This window comes from Streptomyces sp. ADI96-02 (assembly GCF_003846185.1).
Classification (GTDB): domain Bacteria; phylum Actinomycetota; class Actinomycetes; order Streptomycetales; family Streptomycetaceae; genus Streptomyces.
The window spans coordinates 3,284,038-3,302,844 of sequence record NZ_ML123034.1 but is presented as its reverse complement, the minus strand read 5'-3'; the positions used below and the strand labels follow the sequence as shown (position 1 = coordinate 3,302,844).

General features: G+C 68.7%; 17 protein-coding genes. 8 read left to right on the top strand and 9 right to left on the bottom strand.

All coding sequences use genetic code 11. The features are described 5' to 3' along the window. The 7 genes from EES43_RS14420 to trxA all read left to right on the top strand — a co-directional run. Positions 1–857: DUF6049 family protein (locus EES43_RS14420; protein ID WP_241192424.1), on the top strand; the 857-nt coding region annotated here is incomplete at its 5' end. Positions 858–907: 50 nt separating this feature from the next. Further along, the gene (gene murJ / locus EES43_RS14415) at positions 908–3,067 is read left to right on the top strand and encodes a murein biosynthesis integral membrane protein MurJ (RefSeq protein ID WP_124269107.1); all 2,160 of its coding nucleotides are present in this window, start codon (positions 908–910) and stop codon (positions 3,065–3,067) included. 129 nt (positions 3,068–3,196) lie between these two features. Further along, positions 3,197–4,918 (top strand): protein kinase family protein, encoded by a 1,722-nt coding sequence (locus EES43_RS14410; RefSeq protein ID WP_124269106.1) that lies wholly within the window; start codon positions 3,197–3,199, stop codon positions 4,916–4,918. 312 nt (positions 4,919–5,230) lie between these two features. After that, a complete protein-coding gene (sigM, locus tag EES43_RS14405; RefSeq protein ID WP_124269105.1) occupies positions 5,231–5,947 on the top strand; it encodes an RNA polymerase sigma factor SigM in 717 nt (238 codons plus the stop codon). Beyond that, positions 5,944–6,999, top strand: coding sequence for an anti-sigma factor family protein (locus EES43_RS14400; RefSeq protein WP_124269104.1), 1,056 nt, complete (start codon positions 5,944–5,946; stop codon positions 6,997–6,999). Before sigM ends, EES43_RS14400 begins: the two co-directional genes overlap by 4 nt. 114 nt (positions 7,000–7,113) lie before the next feature. Beyond that, positions 7,114–8,085, top strand: a complete 972-nt coding sequence (gene trxB / locus EES43_RS14395) for a thioredoxin-disulfide reductase (protein WP_124269103.1) — start codon at positions 7,114–7,116, stop codon at positions 8,083–8,085. 43 nt (positions 8,086–8,128) lie between these two features. Continuing rightward, entirely contained in the window at positions 8,129–8,461 is a 333-nt protein-coding gene (trxA, locus tag EES43_RS14390) for a thioredoxin (protein WP_124269102.1), read from the top strand. Between the two features lie 118 nt (positions 8,462–8,579). Here the strand turns inward: trxA and EES43_RS14385 are convergent, their stop codons facing one another. The 9 genes from EES43_RS14385 to rpmH all read right to left on the bottom strand — a co-directional run bounded on the left by EES43_RS14385 (position 8,580) and on the right by rpmH (position 15,525). After that, positions 8,580–9,197 carry a GNAT family N-acetyltransferase gene (locus EES43_RS14385; RefSeq protein ID WP_124269101.1) on the bottom strand — a complete coding sequence of 206 codons (618 nt, stop codon included), beginning with the start codon at positions 9,195–9,197 and terminating at the stop codon, positions 8,580–8,582. A 303-nt stretch (positions 9,198–9,500) separates the two neighbouring features. Beyond that, positions 9,501–10,604, bottom strand: coding sequence for a ParB/RepB/Spo0J family partition protein (locus EES43_RS14380; protein ID WP_124269100.1), 1,104 nt, complete (start codon positions 10,602–10,604; stop codon positions 9,501–9,503). After that, entirely contained in the window at positions 10,601–11,677 is a 1,077-nt protein-coding gene (locus EES43_RS14375) for a ParA family protein (protein WP_124269099.1), read from the bottom strand. The genes EES43_RS14380 and EES43_RS14375 overlap by 4 nt, the downstream gene beginning before the upstream one ends. A gap of 326 nt (positions 11,678–12,003) precedes the next feature. Beyond that, positions 12,004–12,720, bottom strand: a complete 717-nt coding sequence (gene rsmG, locus EES43_RS14370) for a 16S rRNA (guanine(527)-N(7))-methyltransferase RsmG (RefSeq protein ID WP_124269098.1) — start codon at positions 12,718–12,720, stop codon at positions 12,004–12,006. Between the two features lie 109 nt (positions 12,721–12,829). Then, positions 12,830–13,342 (bottom strand): Jag family protein, encoded by a 513-nt coding sequence (locus EES43_RS14365; protein WP_124269097.1) that lies wholly within the window; start codon positions 13,340–13,342, stop codon positions 12,830–12,832. A 14-nt stretch (positions 13,343–13,356) separates the two neighbouring features. After that, complete coding sequence (yidC, locus tag EES43_RS14360; RefSeq protein WP_124269096.1) at positions 13,357–14,637, bottom strand: membrane protein insertase YidC; 1,281 nt, start codon at positions 14,635–14,637, stop codon at positions 13,357–13,359. A 3-nt stretch (positions 14,638–14,640) separates the two neighbouring features. Beyond that, entirely contained in the window at positions 14,641–15,000 is a 360-nt protein-coding gene (yidD, locus tag EES43_RS14355) for a membrane protein insertion efficiency factor YidD (RefSeq protein WP_124269095.1), read from the bottom strand. Next, positions 14,997–15,368: a ribonuclease P protein component gene (rnpA, locus tag EES43_RS14350; protein WP_124269094.1), complete on the bottom strand. Its 372-nt coding sequence runs from the start codon at positions 15,366–15,368 to the stop codon at positions 14,997–14,999. The genes yidD and rnpA overlap by 4 nt, the downstream gene beginning before the upstream one ends. A 19-nt stretch (positions 15,369–15,387) precedes the next feature. Then, positions 15,388–15,525, bottom strand: a complete 138-nt coding sequence (rpmH, locus tag EES43_RS14345) for a 50S ribosomal protein L34 (RefSeq protein WP_003967884.1) — start codon at positions 15,523–15,525, stop codon at positions 15,388–15,390. A gap of 379 nt (positions 15,526–15,904) precedes the next feature. Here rpmH and dnaA point away from each other — a divergent pair, with 379 nt between their 5' ends. Beyond that, complete coding sequence (gene dnaA, locus EES43_RS14340) at positions 15,905–17,707, top strand: chromosomal replication initiator protein DnaA (protein WP_124269093.1); 1,803 nt, start codon at positions 15,905–15,907, stop codon at positions 17,705–17,707. The last annotated feature ends 1,100 nt before the right edge of the window (positions 17,708–18,807 follow it).

Genomic DNA, 18,807 nt, shown 5'->3' with positions numbered 1-18,807 from the left:
TGTCGGGCAACCGCTGGACGAAGCCGGTCGAGCTGGTGACCGCAGCCGACGTGAAGCCCGATCCGCGAGCGAACACCAAGGTGCCCGGGTCCGCGTCCTACCCGAAGAAGCTCCGCAAGCAGGAGCTGCCCACCCAGGCGTTCGAGGACATCCGGACCACGCAGGGCTCGCTCGACAGCTTCCAGACCATCCTCACGCAGCCCGAGCGCGTGGTGACGCCGTTCGGCAACGCGGTGAACCGCTCGATGTCGACCTCCTGGCGCGGCCGGCCCCTGGAGGCCCAGCTGTACCGGGACGGGGTGAGCACCTATCTGGAAAGCCTCACCAACGAGGTGCAGCTCATCGAGAAGTCGGACGTCACCCTCTCCGGGCGCAGCGCGACGATCCCGGTGACCGTGCAGAACAAGCTGGTGCAGGGTGTCGACCGGCTCGTGCTGCGTCTGAAGTCGGACAACATCAGGCTCAAGTTCAACGACGACGGCACGGTGGCCGAGCTCCCGGTCCGGATCGCCGGAGGCCACAGCCAGTCGGTGAAGTTCGACACGGCGACCAGCGCCAACGGCCGGGCCCAGGTGACCGCCCGCCTCTTCACCGAGGACGGCACACCGTACGGCAAGGAGATGACCTTCACCGTGAAGGTCTCCGAGGTCACGCCCACCGTGCTGCTCGTCATCGCCGGCGGGCTGCTCCTTCTGGTGCTCGCCGGGGTCAGGATGTACACCCACCGCAAGCGCGCCGTGGCAAGCGACACGGCGGACGGCGACGGCGGCGAACCCGAGCAGCCGAGTGACCCGACCCCGGACACCGATCCGGAAAGCGGGGCCCCGCCGGGAACGGGTGAGAAAGTGGACCGTTGAGCGATGTCTGTCGTGGCCGGTGGGCCGGGGACGATGAGGTAGGGGTTTCGATGAACGCGCCGTACGACGGTGACCGTGGGCAGGGCGCGGGCGGAGCAGCGTCGCGGGGCGGGCCTCCGGTTCCCCCGCAGGCGGGCCAGGACGGTCAGCGACCGCCGGACCCGTACCTCCAGCACGCGTACGAGGACGACCCGTACCGGGCACAGGACCTGGCCGCGCAGGACCCGGTGGACGAGGCCCTGTACGACCGTGCGGCGCACCCGCCGCCGCCCCCGGGCACCTACCAGGAACCCCAGCCGCTCTACCAGCAGCCGCCTCCCGCCCCCTACGCTCCGGACCCCCGCATCTGGGCCCAGACTCCGCCGCCCGAGCCGTCCGGCCCCTCCCGGCACCTCCCGCACGGGGAACACCCCGCGACGACGCAGTTCGTCGGCGTCGACGCCCTGGTCACCGAGGCGGCGGACGAGCGGCCGGGGCCGGACGCCTTCGCGCACCTGTTCCGGGACCAGGAAGGGGCGGTACGGCCACCCGGCCCGCCCGCCCCGCAGCCGGTTCCGGCGCCCGTACAGCAGAAGTCCGGCGGACGCGCCTCCGGTCTGCTGAAGTCGAGTGCGCTGATGGCGGCGGGCACGCTCGTCTCCCGGCTCACCGGATTCGTCCGCTCCCTGGTGATCACCGCCGCGCTCGGCGCCGCGCTGCTCGGCGACAGCTTCACCATCGCCTACACCCTGCCGACGATGATCTACATCCTCACCGTGGGCGGCGGGCTCAACTCGGTCTTCGTGCCCCAGCTCGTCCGCGCCATGAAGGACGACGAGGACGGCGGCGAGGCCTACGCCAACCGGCTGCTGACGCTGGTGATGGTGGCGCTCGGCCTGATCGTGGCCGCGGCCGTCCTCGTGGCCCCGGTGCTCATCCAGCTGATGTCGAACACGATCGCCGACGACGTGGCCGCCAACAGCGTCGCCGTCACCTTCGCCCGCTACTGCCTGCCGACCATCTTCTTCATGGGCGTGCACGTGGTGATGGGTCAGATCCTCAACGCCCGTGGCAAGTTCGGCGCGATGATGTGGACCCCGGTCCTCAACAACATCGTCATGATCATCACGTTCGGGCTCTTCATCTGGGTCTACGGCACCTCCGCCGAGTCCCGGATGGGCGTGGACACGATCCCGCCGGAGGGCGTCCGGCTCCTGGGCATCGGCACCCTCCTCGGTCTGGCCGTCCAGGCCCTGGCGATGATCCCGTACCTGCGCGAGGCGGGCTTCCGCTTCCGCCCCCGGTTCGACTGGCGGGGACACGGGCTCGGCAAGACGGTCAAGCTGGCCAAGTGGACCGTGTTGTTCGTCCTGGCCAACCAGGCCGGCGTGCTGGTCGTCACCCAGCTCGCCACCTCGGCGGGCAAGCTGTCCGACCAGGACGGCACCGGATTCCTCGCCTACTCCAACGCCCAGCTGATCTGGGGCATGCCGCAGGCCATCATCACCGTCTCGGTCATGGCCGCGCTGCTGCCGCGCATCTCCCGCGCCGCCCACGACGACGACCCCGGTGCGGTCCGCGACGACATCTCGCAGGGACTCCGCAACTCGGCGGTCGCCATCGTGCCGGTCGCCTTCGCCTTCCTCGCACTCGGCCTGCCGATGTGCACCCTGCTGTACGCCTCCAGCGGCACCGAGGCGGCCCGGTCCATGGGCTTCATCCTGATGGCCTTCGCGCTCGGACTGATCCCGTACTCCGTGCAGTACGTCGTCCTCCGCGGCTTCTACGCCTACGAGGACACCCGGACGCCCTTCTACAACACCGTCATCGTGGCCGCCGTCAACGCGGCTGCCTCCGCCCTCTGCTACGTCGTCCTGCCCGCCCGCTGGGCGGTCGTCGGCATGGCCTTCTCCTACGGGCTGGCCTACGCGGTGGGTGTCGGCGTCGCCTGGCGCCGACTGCGCAACCGGCTGGGCGGCGACCTGGACGGCGCGCACATCGTGCGGACCTACGCCCGCCTCTGCATGGCCGCGGTGCCTGCGGCCCTCATCGGCGGCGGCGTCGGGTTCGCTCTCCTGGAGGTACTGGGCACCGGCGCTCTCGGCTCACTGGCGGCCCTGATCTGCGGCGGGGCGCTCCTCCTGGGCGTCTTCTTCGTGGCCGCCAAGAAGATGCGGATCGAAGAGGTCAACGGGCTGGTCGGTATGGTCCGAGGGCGTCTCGGACGCTGAATGAGCACACGGCCGCACAACCATCGCCGGGCTCCGCGTGTCGTGCATAGCGCTGGAGTGTGGGCACAATTGGCATGACTGTGCCGAGCCGGCTGGCATCGCGCAACGGATGGGGAGGCAGGAACGACGGTGGCGGAACGTAGCACGGCTGCCGTCGACGTGGCCGACAACGGCGGCGACGAGCCGTCGTCCGCCAAGGCGGACAGGGCCACGACCGACGGGACGGCGCAAGCCAAGGACACGGAGGGCGCGAGCCCCGGAAGCGCTGAGGACGCGCAGGAGCGCACCGAGGTCATCCCGGCGACGCCCGATCTGCACAGCGGCCACAAACTGGCCGAGCGCTACCGCCTGGAGGAATGCGTCACCCGTCTGGACGGCTTCAGCAGCTGGCGAGCTGTCGACGAGAAACTGCGCCGCGCCGTCGGCGTCCACCTGCTGACCGCGGATCACCCCCGGGCCCGCTCCGTCCTCGCCGCGGCCCGTTCGTCCGCCCTCCTCGGCGACCCGCGTTTCGTCCAGGTGCTCGACGCGGTCGAAGAGGACGACGTCGTCTACGTCGTCCACGAATGGCTCCCGGACGCCGTCGAGCTCACCGCCCTGCTGGCCGCCGGACCGATGGAGGCGCACGACGCCTACCAGCTCGTCAGCCAGCTCTCCCAGGCGATGGCCGCCGCCCACCGCGAGGGGCTGGCCCACCTGCGCCTCACCCCCGGCGCCGTGCTGCGCAGCTCGACCGGCCAGTACCGGATCCGCGGCCTCGCGGTGAACGCCGCCCTGCGGGGCATCACCGCGGAACGGCCGCTCCGCACGGACACCGAGGCGATCGGCGCGCTCCTGTACGCCGCGCTCACCCAGCGCTGGCCTTACGAGAACGACGCCTACGGCCTCTCCGGCCTGCCCAAGGGCATGGGCCTCATCGCCCCCGACCAGGTCCGCGCCGGAGTCCACCGAGGGCTCTCCGAGCTCGCCATGCGGGCGCTCGCCAACGACGGCGCCACCGCTTCCCGGCAGGAACCGCCCTGCACCACCCCTGACGAGCTCGCCAAGGCCGTCGTGGCCATGCCGCGCATCCTGCCGCCCGAGCCCACGTTCTCCGGACCGCCCGCCTACCAGCGCACGACGTATCAGCAGGGCACCTACGGGCGCCCGTCCGCGATTCCGGCCACCGCGCCCCAGCCCGTGATGGCTCCGCCGGCGCCCCTCCAGACCCGCACCGGGCGCCTGCTCAAGTGGACCGTATCGGCACTCCTCATCGCGGCCCTCGGCCTCGGCAGCTGGCAACTGGCGGAGACGCTCCTCGACCGGCGGGGCGGCGCCGCGGACCCCGTCCCCTCGCAGAACCCCTCCGAGGGGACCACCGACAACAAGGGGCAGGCCACCGGAGAGCCGCTCGACATCGATGACGCCGTCGAATACTTTCCGGATGGAAAAGCCCAGGACCCTGCGGACGTCGGCCTGACGTTCGACGGGAACACCACGACCTACTGGAGGTCCAAGACCTTCATAGACGGTCCACAATTGGCGCCGTTCAAGCAGGGCGTCGGCATCATGTATGACATCGGCGCCGACCAGAAGGTCGCATCGGCAGCCATCGACCTGAAGTTCGGCGGAGACCACACCAAGATTTCGCTGTACGCGGCCGATTCCCTTTCTTCATCGACGCCCCTGGACGGCCTGAAGAGGATCGCGACGACCGAGACCACCGGGTCCAGGGCCGTGCTCAAGACGAAAAGTCCTGTGAGCACGCAGTTCGTCCTCGTGTGGATCACTGACGTGCCGAGGTCGCCCGCCGACGACTACAGCGGGGACGGCTACAAGCAGGGCCTGACGAACGTTCGGTTCACCGGCTGATCCAGAGGCTCGCCCGCCGCCCGTTCCAGCATCTCGACACAGCTCCAGAAATCACCCCGAATTCCCTCTCCCGCGATTCCGGGAGAGGGAATTCGGGTTTTCTCGGCAGAGTAGCGTGAAAATTCGCGACGCCGGCCGGAACAGAACCTCCACGAAACTCCCCATCCATTCCCGATCCCGCCGGTCCGGAAGATTTCAACCGCCTTCACCGGGCAGTTGGTAGGGTGAGCGACCATCCGAGACGGCATCGGCCACGATCGACAGCCTGTTTTGCCCTTGCGGTCGCATTTTGTGCAGTTTGGGGGGAGAGAAATGGGCGCCGGACACGACGGCACTGAACCGAGCGACTCGGACCTGCTCGCCCGCCATGTCGCGGGCGACCCGGACGCGTTCGGGGAACTCGTACGGCGTCACCGCGACCGGTTGTGGGCCGTGGCCCTGCGGACGCTCGGAGAGCGGGAAGAGGCCGCGGACGCCGTCCAGGACGCACTGGTCTCCGCCTTCCGCGCCGCCCACACCTTCCGGGGGCAGTCGGCCGTCACCACCTGGCTGCACCGCATCACCGTGAACGCGTGCCTCGACCGGGTCCGCAAGGCCGCCTCCCGCAGGACGTCTCCTGTGGACGACGCCGACCGGCTCGACCAGCTCCTGGAGCCCCACGAGTCGGCCGAGGCTCCCGCAGTACGTCAGGACCTGCACCGCCAGGTGCAGATCGCGCTCGGCACACTGCCGGCCGGACAGCGAGCCGCCCTCGTCCTCGTCGACATGCAGGGGTACCCCGTCGCGGAGGCGGCCAGCATCCTGGACGTTCCGATCGGCACGGTGAAAAGCCGGTGCGCCCGGGGCCGGGCGAGACTGGCGCCCCTGGTCCGCCATCTCCGGGGCGGATCCGGCGACGAGGTTCCTGACGACGATCGCGCCCCGGAAAGGAACCGGACGCCCGGCGCGTCCGTCCCACCGCCGTCAGGACCATACGACACGGGGTCGAGCGACCCTGCCGCTGCGAAGGGAGGAGGTGGGCGCCCATGACGTCCTCGACCGACATGTCCCAGCACCCGGAAGTCTCCGAGATCTCCGATCTCACCGAGGGTCTCCTCTCTCCTTCCCGGGCGGCGGACGTTCTCACCCACGTCGACGGCTGCGACGTCTGCACAGAGGTCCGCGACTCGCTGGAGGAGATCCGCGGACTCCTCGGCACCCTGCCGGATCCCGGCCCGATGCCCGCGGACATCGCGTCACGCATAGACGACGCGCTTGCGGCCGAAACCAGGGCCGCCACTCCTCACGCGCGCGACCCCCTCTCCGTTTCACGTGAAACAGAGAGGGGTCAGGTTTCACGTGAAACAGAGAGGGGTCAGCCAGGGGCGCGTGAAGCGGAGGCGCAGGAAGCGGCCTCGCGTGAGGCGGACGCGCGTGAGACGCCGGAAAGCGGTGGCGCGCTCAAGAGCGGAACAGCGGACCGTTCCTCCTCGGCGGTCCGCACCCCGGGAGTACCCTCCTCCGACCGCCCGCCGGGCCGCTCGTCCGCCTCAACCCGCCCCGGCCGCCGTCCCACCCGCCGCCGCCGTACGGCCGTCCTCGGTACGGCGTTCGGTGCGGCCCTCATCGGCATGAGCGTCTTCCTCCTCCAGACGCAGGACTCCGGAACGGTGGCGGACCAAGGCGCCAGCACGGCCGAGCGCAGTATGCACAGCTACTCCGGTGACACGCTGGAAGCCCAGGTGCAGCGTCTCCTGGACCACGGCGACAGCTCCGAGGACTCCGGGGCGAAGACGCCGCCGAAGGCCGAAACGAAGTCGTCGAGCGAGGACGACACCCCCGACACCCAGACGTCGCGGAACCCGCTGAGCGCCCCTGTCGTTCCCGTGCCTACGTGCGTCCAACGGGCAACCGGCCGCACCACACCGGCCCTCGCCCTCGACGAGGGGCGTTACCAGGGGCAGAACGCCTTCCTCGTCGTGCTTCCTCACGCGAGCGACCCCGCGCGCGTGCAGGCGTATGTCGTGGCCGCCTCCTGCGTCGACACCGCGCCCGAGTCTCCGGGTCGACTGCTGCTCACACACGCCTACAAGCGCCCCTGACGACCACTACGGCACGTCGGGAATGCATCCCCCGTAGGATCCGTTGGGTGGGGTGAGAGTCGTTAACCGGCCCCAGTAGGTAGTAGGCAGTCTGCAGAGACGAGGAAGAAACCCGTGAGCGACGTCCGTAATGTGATCATCATCGGCTCCGGACCGGCCGGGTACACCGCCGCGCTGTACACCGCTCGCGCCTCGCTGAACCCGTTGGTCTTCGAGGGCGCTGTCACGGCCGGCGGTGCGCTGATGAACACCACCGACGTGGAGAACTTCCCCGGCTTCCAGGACGGCATCATGGGCCCGGAGCTCATGGACAACATGCGGGCCCAGGCCGAGCGTTTCGGCGCCGAGCTGATCCCGGACGACGTCGTCGCCGTCGACCTCACCGGCGAGATCAAGACCGTCACCGACACCGTCGGCACGGTTCACCGGGCCAAGGCCGTCATCGTGACGACCGGCTCCCAGCACCGCAAGCTCGGCCTCCCCAACGAAGACGCCCTCTCCGGACGCGGTGTCTCCTGGTGCGCCACCTGTGACGGGTTCTTCTTCAAGGATCACGACATCGCCGTGGTCGGCGGTGGCGACACGGCCATGGAGGAGGCGACCTTCCTCTCCCGCTTCGCCAAGTCCGTCACCATCGTCCACCGCCGCGACACCCTGCGCGCCTCCAAGGCGATGCAGGACCGGGCCTTCGCCGACCCGAAGATCTCGTTCGCCTGGGACAGCGAGGTGGCCGAGGTCAAGGGCGAGCAGAAGCTCTCCTCCCTGACCCTGCGCAACACCAAGACCGGCGAGACCTCGGAGCTGGCCGTCACAGGGTTGTTCATCGCCGTCGGACACGACCCGCGCACCGAGCTCTTCAAGGGTCAGCTGGAGCTGGACGACGAGGGCTACCTGAAGGTGGAGGCCCCGTCCACCCGCACCAACCAGACCGGGGTGTTCGGCGCCGGTGACGTCGTCGACCACACCTACCGCCAGGCCATCACCGCGGCCGGCACCGGGTGCTCCGCCGCCCTCGACGCCGAGCGCTACCTCGCCGCGCTGGCCGACGCTCAGCCGGCCGAGCCGGAGAAGACCCCGGCGGTCTGAACCTCCCCACCGCACGCCCACCCGAGAAACTAAGGAGGCCGCCGTGGCCGGCGACCTGAAGCACGTAACCGACGACACATTCGACGAACTGGTCCTCAAGAGCGAGAAGCCGGTTCTGGTCGACTTCTGGGCTGCCTGGTGCGGCCCGTGCCGTCAGATCGCTCCCTCGCTGGAAGCGATCGCAGCAGAGCACGGCGACCAGATCGAGATCGTCAAGCTCAACATCGACGAGAACCCGGCCACCGCCGCCAAGTACGGCGTGATGTCCATCCCGACGTTGAACGTCTACCAGGGCGGCGAGGTCGCCAAGACCATCGTCGGCGCCAAGCCGAAGGCAGCGATCCTCCGCGACCTCGAAGGCTTCATCAGCGCGTAACGGCGCTTCGGCGCGATGTTTCACGTGAAACGGGCTCACCCCATCCAGGGAGTGAGCCCGTTTCGTTTGCGCGGTGACCCTGTGCACGACGCCCCGCCGACGACAGGGCGGAGAGACATCAGAGCGGACGCAGGACCGGCTCTTTCTGGACCGCGCCCAAAAGCCGGTCCAGAGCCATCTCCACGTCTTCCTTCCAGGAGAGCGTCGTGCGCAGCTCCAGCCTCAGTCGAGGATAGGTGGGGTGAGGCCGAACGGTCTTGAAGCCGACCGCCAGAAGATGGTCTGCCGGCAGGAAGCAGGCGGGTTCGTTCGACCGGGCGTCCCCGAACGCCTCGATGGCCTTGAACCCCCGGCGCAGAGCGTCCTTGGCGACGGCCTGCACCAGGACCCGGCCGAGCCCCTGACCCTGGTACCCCGGAATGATCAATCCCGTGATGAGCTGAACGGCATCGGGGGAGACAGGACTCGTCGGGAACGCCGACGACCGGGGTACGTAGGCCGGCGGCGCGTAGAGGACGAATCCGACCGGCACCTCGTCCACGTAGACGACGCGACCGCAGGAGCCCCACTCCAGCAGTACCGCGGAGATCCAGGCTTCCTTCTCGACCTCGGGCTTGCCGGCCTTTACGGCAGCTTCTCCGCTGACCGGGTCAAGCTCCCAGAAGACGCACGCACGGCAGCGCTCGGGGAGATCCGAAAGGTTGTCCAAGGTGAGCGGTACGAGCCGACGCCCCATGACGGCGATTCCTCACTTCTGTCGCCGGCCGCATCACGTGCGGATGCCAGCGCACTGCGTTCGTGGAACAGACTGCCGACGAATCCCCCGACGGCTCCCAGGCCCAGCCCGACCGTCACCAGCCGGCTGCGGCTCACTGTTCGCAAGGTCCCCGCCCTCCTCCGAGGTCGATCGCCATGGATACGCCATCCCAGAACGCATCGTATCCACCCAGAGGTGATGCGGACACCGAGAGAGGGCAAAGGGCGGGCCGTGTTCCGGCAAGCACCGGAACACGGCCCGCCCAGCACGGGTCTCGAACGCTCAGCTCTCGTCGTCCTCGCCGGAGGCCTCTTCGAGCCGGCTCTCCAGGACGCGTCCTTCGCCCGGGGCGAGGCTGCCCAGGATCCGCTCCAGATCCTCCATGGAGGCGAACTCGACGACGATCTTGCCCTTCTTCTGTCCCAGGTCGACCTTCACCCGGGTCTCGAAGCGGTCGGACAGCCGGGTCGCCAGGTCGGACAACGCGGGCGAGAGCCGCCCGCCGGCCCTCGGGCCCTTCGGCTTCGGGGAGCTCGTGGTCCGTGAGCCCATGAGCGTCACGATCTCCTCCACCGCCCGCACCGACAGCCCCTCCGCCACGATGCGGTGAGCCAGCCGGTCCTGCTCCTCGGAATCGTCCACGGACAGCAGCGCCCGTGCGTGGCCGGCCGACAGCACTCCCGCCGCGACCCGGCGCTGAACCGGCGGCGAGAGTCGCAGCAGACGCAGGGTGTTGGAGACCTGAGGACGGGACCGTCCGATCCGGTCGGCCAATTGGTCATGGGTGCACTTGAAGTCCTTGAGAAGCTGGTCGTACGCGGCTGCCTCTTCCAGCGGGTTCAACTGAGCCCGGTGCAGGTTCTCCAGGAGCGCGTCCAGCAGCAGTTTCTCGTCGTCCGTGGCCCGGACGATGGTCGGAATCCGTTCCAGACCCGCTTCACGGCAGGCACGCCACCGCCGCTCGCCCATGATGAGCTCGTAGCGGTCGGTCCCCACCTTGCGCACGATGACCGGCTGGAGGAGACCGACCTCCTTGATGGAGGTGACCAGCTCCGCCAAGGCGTCCTCGTCGAAGACCTCGCGGGGCTGCCGGGGGTTCGGCGTGATCGACCCGATGGGCAGCTCGGCGAAGTACGCTCCGGACGTACTCGCCGTGCCGCCCTCCGGCTCCACCCGGGCCTCCGGAGCGGACGCCGGCTCCGGCACCACCGGAGCGGCGGACAGCGCCGTCACCTTCGCCGCTGCGACGCCCCGCTCGGCCGTGAGAACCGGTCCACCACCGGAGGCCGGAGAACCACCCCCCGGCGCCGGGACCTGCTTCTCCTGGGGAGCCGCGGGGATCAGTGCACCGAGCCCACGCCCCAGCCCTCTACGACGCTCACTCACTGAATGCCCTCCGAAACGTTCTGCTGGCTGTTCTGACTGCTCGTGTGGGCGTGCTGCGCCTCGTAGTGCACCCCGACACCCCGCAGCGCGATCTCTCGCGCCGCTTCGAGATAGGAGAGCGAACCGCTGGATCCCGGGTCGTAGGTGAGCACGGTCTGCCCGTAGCTCGGCGCCTCCGAAATACGGACCGACCGGGGGATGCTCGTCCGCAGGACCTCCTTGCCGAAGTGGGTCCGCACCTCTTCGGCGACCTGCGACGCGAGGCGGGTCCTGCCGTCGTACATCGTCAGCAGGATCGTCGACACGTGCAGCGCCGGGTTCAGATGGCCGCGCACAAGGTCGACGTTCCGCAGCAACTGGCCCAGGCCCTCCAGCGCGTAGTACTCGCACTGGATGGGAATGAGGACCTCGGCCCCGGCGACCATCGCGTTCACGGTCAGCAGGCCGAGAGACGGCGGACAGTCGATCAGGATGTAGTCCAAGGGCTGCTCGTACGCCTGGATGGCGCGCTGGAGCCTGCTCTCACGCGCCACCAGGGACACCAACTCGATCTCCGCACCGGCGAGATCGATCGTGGCGGGAGCGCAGAAGAGACCCTCGACGTCCGGTACCGGCTGAACCACCTCGGAGAGCGGCCGGCTCTCCACCAGGACGTCATAGATCGAGGGGACGTCCGCGTGGTGGTCGATGCCCAGAGCCGTGGAGGCGTTGCCCTGCGGGTCGAGATCGACCACCAGCACGCGTGCGCCGTGCAGGGCCAGCGAGGCGGCCAGGTTGACCGTCGTGGTCGTCTTGCCGACCCCGCCCTTCTGGTTGGCCACCACCATGACGCGCGTCCGGTTGGGACGCGGCAGTCCCTCGCCGGCGCGGCCGAGGGCCTCGACCGCCAGTTGGGCGGCACGACCGATGGGTGTGTCGTCCATCGGGGGCGGTGTTTCACGTGAAACACCGTCCCCCACGGACTCGGCTCGGGGACCGGGGACCGGATCGGTCATCGGTCCCGCGACGTTGGCGTCGGACCGCAAGGATTCACTCTCCTCGACTTCAGGCTCGCAATGAACAGAGCCTGCCATGCTTTCCGGGTCGTGAACCAGCGAGGCCCGCTGTTCTGTGGATGAATCCGCGCGTGTGGACAACTCGGTAGCCCGTACGGGCTTCCGGTCGCGCGGCGTGGCAGCCGCACGACCGCGGCCGATGATTCCCTGCAGCAGAGAGCGACGTTTCACGTGAAACACGATGCCCTCGCATCGCAACTACCAGGCCACGACACTCCGCAGGGGGTACGTATGGCCGCTTTCCTGGCATAACGCTGATAGGCGGCGCAAACAGGAAATAAAGCCTCCATTCCGGCAGAGCCTCGCAGGCCGACCTTTCGGCCCGCGAGGCTCTGCCGACCACGTCAGCGCCGCCTGCGGGCCCGTCCCACTCGCGCGGCCTTGGCCCTCTTTGCGGCGAACCTCACACCGCCGGGGCTCTCGCCGACCACCACCCGCACCACGGTGGACAGCGGATCGACGACCCCCTCACCGACCTGGAGAACCTCGGTCTCCAGCACCCCGAGCTTGCTCAGCGCGCCCTTGGCACCGTTGATCTCCTCCTCGGCGGTGTCGCCCTTCAGCGCCAGCATCTCGCCGTAGGGGCGCAGCAGGGGCACACCCCAGCCCGCCAGACGGTCCAGCGGAGCCACCGCACGCGCCGTGACCACATGAACGGGCTGAAGCGTCCCGAGGACCTCCTCGGCGCGGCCACGCACCACCGTCACGTGGTCCAGGCCGAGCAGCTCGACGACCTCTTGCAGGAAGTTCGTCCGCCGGAGCAGCGGCTCCAGCAGCGTGATCTTCAGGTCCGGCCGCACCAGCGCCAGCGGGATGCCGGGCAGACCGGCCCCCGAGCCCACATCGCAGACGGTGACGCCTTCCGGCACCACCTCGGAGAGCACCGCGCAGTTCAGCAGGTGCCGCTCCCACAGTCGCGGCACCTCGCGCGGCCCGATCAGTCCGCGCTCGACCCCGGCGTCCGCGAGGAGCTCCGCGTAGCGGACAGCTTCCGGGAAGAGCTCTCCGAACACCGCCTGCGCCTCTTCAGGCGCCTGGGGGAGCCCTGCTTCCTCCGTCACGGGGACCGTCCTTCCGTACCGCACTAGCGCACTGTGGGTGGCTGACTATCAGGCTGACAAAGATCGGCCCCGCCTGTGAACAGACGGGGCCGACAGTACAAGGATCCGGTCAGGCCGGGAGAACGACGACGAAGCGCTGCGGCTCCTCGCCCTCCGACTCGCTCCGGAGACCGGCTGCGGCGATCGCGTCGTGCACGACCTTGCGCTCGAACGGGGTCATCGGCTCCAGCTTCACCGGCTCGCCCGAGCTCTTGACCTCGTCCGCGGCCTTGGCACCGAGGGCAGCGAGGACTTCGCGCTTCTTGGCCCGGAAGCCGCCGATGTCCAGCATCAGACGGCTGCGGTCGCCGGTCTCCCGGTGAACGGCCAGCCGCGTCAGCTCCTGAAGCGCCTCCAGCACCTCACCGTCGCGACCCACGAGCTTCTGAAGATCGCGCGCCGATTCGCTGATGATCGATACCGCTGCCCGGTCCGCCTCGACGTCCATATCGATGTCGCCGTCGAGGTCGGCGATGTCGAGCAGGCCCTCAAGGTAGTCGGCTGCGATCTCCCCCTCCTGCTCCAGGCGGGTCAGGGTGTCGCTGCCCTCGGCGGGGGCCGTGGAGGTGGTGCCTTCCGTCACGGATGGACTCCTTCTTACTTCTTGGACGGGTGCTTGGGCCGCTGCGGGCCCTTGCGCTGTCCGGACTTGGCTTGGCGTGAGGAGCCGGAAGCGGACTTGTCCGCCGACTTCGGCTGGTCGTCCTGCGGTGCGTCCTGCTTCTGCAGCGAGGTCTTCGCGGCGGAGTCGGCGGAGTCCGCGGGTGCCGGTGCCGCGTCCTTGGCCGCACCGGACCCGCCGGCAGCCGTCTGGCGCTTCGCCTTGGTCTGGCGCTTGGGCTGGTGGCGCTTCTGCGCCGCGCCGCCCTCGGCCTCGGCGGCAGCCGTCTCGCTCTTCACGACGGTGCCGTCCTCCTGGGCCGCGAGACCCAGCTTGGCCAGACCGGTGATGAACTTGCGCTCGATGTCATTGCGGTCGGACCCCTTGGAGACGACCCGCTTGACCGTGTTACGCCGCGTCCGGCCGCGTACCTGTCCGTGCGTGCTCACGCTCTTGAGGAGCCGCTGGAGATAGGCGTCCTGCGCCTTGCTGCCCGGGGTCGGGTTCTGGTTGATCACGTACATCTGCTGACCCATGGTCCAGACGTTCGTGGTGAGCCAGTACACGAGGACACCGACGGGGAAGTTGATGCCCATGACGGCGAAGATCACCGGGAAGATGTACATCAGCATCTTCTGCTGCTGCATGTACGGCGTCTTGACCGTCAGGTCGACGTTCTTCGTCATCAGCTGGCGCTGGGTGAAGAACTGCGATGCCGACATCAGCACGATCATGATCGCGGTGATGACCCGGACGTCGAGCAGGCTCGCGTCCAGCGAGGCGACCTTCTCCGCACTGTCGGTGAACTTCGCCGCCAGTGGCGCGCCGAAGATGTGCGCCTGGCGGGCGCTGTCGAGCAGGGACTGGTCGATCGCGCCGATCTTCTTGCCCGAGGCGATGGACGAGAGCACGTGGTACAGGGCGAAGAAGAACGGCGACTGCGCCAGGATGGGAAGGCACGAGGAGAGCGGGTTGGTGCCCGTCTCCTTGTACAGCTTCATCATCTCTTCGGACTGACGCTGCTTGTCGTTCTTGTAGCGCTCCTGGATCGCCTTCATCTTCGGCTGGAGCACCTGCATGTTGCGGGTCGACTTGATCTGCTTCACGAAGAGCGGGATCAGGCAGATCCGGATCAGGACCACCAGGGACACGATGGACAGGCCCCAGGCCCACCCGGAGTCATAGCCGAACAGCGCTCCGTAGACCTTGTGGAACTGGACGATGACCCACGAGACAGGCGTGGTGATAAAGCTGAACAGACTGGCAATCGTGTCCACTAATCATGCTCCTTGAGCTTTGGGCGAGGTCTCTGTGGCCGGGCTCGGAGGTTCGGAGACCGACCCCCCGGGCGGCACAGCAGCGGCGGACTCCCCGCCCTTGTCGCCGCGCAGGCGGTTGCGCAGCATTTCGTGCCACCGCGGACGTTTGCGCGGCGGGACATGATCCACACCGCCGGGTGACCACGGATTGCACCGCAGGATGCGCCAGGCCGTCAGCGCTGTTCCCTTGATGGCACCGTGCCGGTCGATCGCCGTATATCCATAGTGGGAACACGACGGGTAGTAACGGCAGACAGGCCCGAGAAGGGGGCTGATCGTCCACTGGTACAGCTTGATGAGAGCAAGCAGCGGGTACTTCATCGCGCGCCCCCTCCCAGCAGCCGCTGAAGGGCGGCGTCCAGGTCTCGGGCCAGCTGTGCATGATCGGCGTCGCCCGCGCCGGGCAACGCTCGTACGACAACAAGGCTACCGGGGGGCAGCTGGGCCAGCCGGTCCCGCACCAGGTGGCGAAGCCTGCGCTTCACCGCGGTGCGGACGACCGCACCCCCCACGGCTTTGCTGACAACGAAACCCGCACGCGGCGGGGGAGCAGTCCCCCCCGTCACGTGCGGGTCCGTTTCACCGCTGCGTAGATGGACGACGAGCAGCGGACGTCCGGCTCGACGTCCTCGTCGTACCGCGGTCGCGAAGTCCTCGCGCCGCCTCAGCCGATTCTCGGTAGGCAGCACGTCATGGACCTGTAAGCGATCAGGCGGACAGGCTGCTGCGGCCCTTGCCACGGCGGTTCGCGAGAATCGCACGGCCGGCACGGGTACGCATACGCAGCCGGAAGCCGTGGGTCTTGGCGCGACGACGGTTGTTCGGCTGGAAGGTGCGCTTGCTCACTCGGGGGCTCCAGAAATGATCGTGTGTTGGCGGGACATCGCCTGGCTGTCACCGTGCGCCCACGAGGAACTCGCGTAAACGCCTTAGTGCACCGCTTCACAATCACAGATCGTGATCTTTGCCCATCGGAGGCAGGCGGCAGCAGCCATCGACAACTCGACCTGGTCACGGTACGCGCGGCTACGCCATCCGGTCAAACCGGCCGTGTCCGGCCTCCCATTGTGCACAGCCTGTGGACAACAACTTGAACCGCGCGGGTCGGCCTGACTACCGTGGCTGAACTCCGGTTCTTTTCCTTCCTGCCTGCCGGGCCTCACCCGACCCGACCCATCCCGTCCCGAGAAGCACCATTCGCGGGACATGCGAGAGAGCGTGCCTTGTGGCTGATGTACCTGCCGATCTTGCCGCAGTGTGGCCGCGAGTGCTGGAACAACTCCTCGGGGAGGGTCAGCAGGGCATCGAGCCGAAGGACAAGCAGTGGATCGAGCGCTGCCAGCCGCTGGCACTCGTCGCCGACACCGCGCTGCTGGCCGTCCCCAACGAATGGGGCAAGCGCGTCCTGGAGGGCCGGCTCGCGCCGCTCATCAGCGAGACGCTGACCCGGGAGTGCGGACGCACGATCCGGATCGCCATCACGGTGGACGACTCCGCGGGCGACCCGCCCCCGCCGGCGCCTCCGATGCACCAGCAGCACCAACAGCACCAGGGCCAGCAGATCCACCGCTACTCGGGGCAGCCGCGCGACGACTCTCCGCACGGTGACGCGTACGACGCCTACGGCCACCGCCCCTCGGACGACGGAATGCCGACCGCGCGTCCCGCCTACCCGGACTACCAGCAGCGCCCGGAGCCCGGCGCCTGGCCGCGGACCCAGGAGGACCTGCCCTGGCAGCAGCCGCGGCACGGCGGCTACCAGGACCGCGAGCAGCCCTCCGAGCAGTGGCGCGAGCCGTACGGCACGGGCCGCCCCCAGCAGCACGACTACCGCTCGCAGCCGCCGGAGCGCCAGGGGTACGAGCAGCCGCGACCCGACCGGCACGACCTCCAGGACCAGCAGCCGCAGCACCGCCAGGGCCCCGGGCGCACCGGCGGCTCGGTGCCCGGCCCGATGGGCGCCCAGCCGGCGCCCGCGCCCGGCCCCGGCGAACCGCACGCCCGGCTGAACCCGAAGTACCTCTTCGACACCTTCGTGATCGGGGCCTCCAACCGCTTCGCGCACGCGGCGGCCGTCGCCGTGGCGGAGGCGCCGGCGAAGGCGTACAACCCACTGTTCATCTACGGGGAGTCCGGGCTCGGCAAGACCCACCTGCTGCACGCCATCGGGCACTACGCCCGCAGCCTCTACCCGGGCACCCGGGTGCGGTACGTGAGCTCGGAGGAGTTCACCAACGAGTTCATCAACTCGATCCGCGACGGCAAGGGCGACACCTTCCGCAAGCGCTACCGCGACGTGGACATCCTGCTGGTCGACGACATCCAGTTCCTGGCGAGCAAGGAGTCGACGCAGGAGGAGTTCTTCCACACCTTCAACACGCTGCACAACGCCAACAAGCAGATCGTGCTCTCCTCCGACCGGCCGCCCAAGCAGCTGGTGACGCTGGAGGACCGGCTGCGGAACCGCTTCGAGTGGGGGCTGACCACCGATGTGCAGCCTCCGGAGCTGGAGACGCGCATCGCGATCCTGCGCAAGAAGGCGGTCCAGGAGCAGCTCAACGCTCCGCCGGAGGTGCTGGAGTTCATCGCCTCGCGGATCTCGCGCAACATCCGCGAGCTGGAGGGCGCCCTGATCCGGGTGACGGCGTTCGCCTCCCTGAACCGGCAGCCGGTGGACCTCGGGCTGACCGAGATCGTGCTCAAGGACCTGATCCCGGGCGGCGAGGAGTCGGCTCCGGAGATCACCGCGCCGGCCATCATGGCGGCCACCGCGGACTACTTCGGCCTCACGGTGGACGACCTCTGCGGCTCCTCGCGCAGCCGGGTCCTGGTGACGGCGCGCCAGATCGCCATGTACCTGTGCCGCGAGCTCACCGACCTCTCCCTGCCGAAGATCGGCGCGCAGTTCGGCGGTCGCGACCATACGACGGTGATGCACGCGGACCGGAAGATCCGGGCCCTGATGGCGGAGCGCCGCTCCATCTACAACCAGGTCACCGAGCTCACCAACCGCATCAAGAACGGCTGACCCGGCCCGCTCGCCGCACGCTTCCAGGGCGCTCTGCCCCGACCTCATCCGGTCGGGGCAGAGCGCCCTTCGGCTTGTCGGAGCGTCCCCAGGAGGCCCTGTGCGTGCCGCGGGACCGTACGTGCCGCGGGACTGTACGTGCCGCGGAACTGTGCGGTCTGTGCCGCGGGACAGACCGCCGCGGCACTGAAGAGATGCGGAAAGAAAAGAAGAGGAGAAGGAGGGCGGATGCGGGCGGTCGGCGGTGCTCTCGGCGGGCTCCGGGAGCACCGGGGGCTCTCCCGTGGGCCGCACGCTGTTCGAATAGCCGCCCCGCAGGGCCCCTTCTCCACAGAGAAGAGGGGAATCCGCCGTCCACAGCCTGGGGACTGCCCGGTTGTCCCTGTTGCGTCCACAGGGAGAGCTGCCGATACTCCATCAGGCCAGGTCATGTGGTTGGGGATTTGTGGTCAACCGTAATCCACAGCCTGTGGACAGAGATTCCGTCCACAGGGGGCCTCCGAGGTTGTCCACCGCCGACCCACAGGCTGGGCCTTGTTGTCCCCAGCTTCTCCACACCTCTGTCCACTGTTCGGCAACACAACACCCGCTCTCACCGAGCAGAGTGAAAGGCGTCACACCAAGAAGCCGGATTGGGCTGTGGGGAAGGTGGGTAAAGCTGGGGACAGACCTGGGGAGAAGTAGCCCCCTCCTGTGCATCGGGTGTGCAGAACTTTCGCCCGTCCACAGAAAGCCCCGGTTGTCCACGGGTGCCGCCCACAGGGTCGGTGGACAAAAAACGGCTGCTGAGCTGGGAAAACGACGTTATCCACGGTTTCCACAGGGCCTACTACTACTACCACTCAGAGTTAGCCAGGAATCCGCTTCGAAGTGGGGCCTGTGCACAACTCGACCGGCGACCGCCGCCACGCTTCCGGCTCGACTTGACCCCGAGCAGCCCCGACTGTCGGTGCCGTACGTCAGACTGGTCCCCGGAGCCACCGCTGCCCTCGGCAGGGAGCTCCGGTCCAGACGACGAAGGCCAGCAGGGCGAGCGAGCAACAGCAGGAGGCGGTTCCGGTGAAGATCCGGGTGGAGCGCGATGTACTCGCGGAGGCGGT

Excerpts from the sequence above, each read along its gene's own strand:
- murJ (WP_124269107.1), top strand. The coding sequence starts at position 908 with ATGAACGCGCCGTACGACGGTGACCGTGGGCAGGGCGCGGGCGGAGCA.
- sigM (WP_124269105.1), top strand. The coding sequence starts at position 5,231 with ATGGGCGCCGGACACGACGGCACTGAACCGAGCGACTCGGACCTGCTC.
- EES43_RS14400 (WP_124269104.1), top strand. The coding sequence starts at position 5,944 with ATGACGTCCTCGACCGACATGTCCCAGCACCCGGAAGTCTCCGAGATC.
- EES43_RS14385 (WP_124269101.1), bottom strand. The coding sequence starts at position 9,197 with ATGGGGCGTCGGCTCGTACCGCTCACCTTGGACAACCTTTCGGATCTC.
- EES43_RS14375 (WP_124269099.1), bottom strand. The coding sequence starts at position 11,677 with ATGGCAGGCTCTGTTCATTGCGAGCCTGAAGTCGAGGAGAGTGAATCC.
- yidD (WP_124269095.1), bottom strand. The coding sequence starts at position 15,000 with ATGAAGTACCCGCTGCTTGCTCTCATCAAGCTGTACCAGTGGACGATC.